The organism is Gordonia sputi NBRC 100414, assembly GCF_000248055.1.
Lineage (GTDB): Bacteria > Actinomycetota > Actinomycetes > Mycobacteriales > Mycobacteriaceae > Gordonia > Gordonia sputi.
In genome coordinates, this window is the sequence record NZ_BAFC01000027.1 from 1 (window position 1) to 539 (window position 539).

Genomic DNA, 539 nt, shown 5'->3' on the forward strand with positions numbered 1-539 from the left:
TCGCGGGACACACGTTTGCTTTCCATCCGAAGAGCACCGCGATGGGAAATACACCGTTCCCTGCACAACTACGCAAGGTGGCCTATGGAAACGACGCCGCAGGAGAACGCGCACAGCAGTTCGTGGCGCAGACGCGGGCAGCGTGGCACCGAACCGGACCTGACGCGCTCACTCGCGACATATACGGAGGACCAGATCTCGGATTACTGGCCGCTCGGATGTTCAGTGAAATAGCGACATTGAAGGACGCCGCTTTCGAAGAGGAAGCCGAGTGGCGACTGTGGACGATCAGTGAGCGTCGGTACCCGGTGAACGTCCGTGCAACAGCGTTCGGCTTGGTCCCCTATCTCGACGTGGTGGTAAACCTGCGGCAACCCGGCAAGTGCGAGCACCCGACGCTCGGCCGAGTGACCGTCGGTCCACACCCCGACAAAGACGGACAGGTGCTCGCCGCGCAGGAAATGTTGAGGGCGCACGGCTTCGACCCAGCCGTGGTTAGACCGTCAACAGTTCCGTTCCGGTCAACCCGGTGATCCTCA

At 61.6% G+C, this 539-nt stretch carries 1 pseudogene; it reads left to right on the forward strand.

Features of this window, described 5'->3' with window-relative positions:
• A pseudogene (locus GOSPT_RS04680) lies at nucleotides 1-533 on the forward strand (DUF2971 domain-containing protein); the annotation flags it as partial.
• Nucleotides 534-539 lie beyond the last annotated feature (6 nt).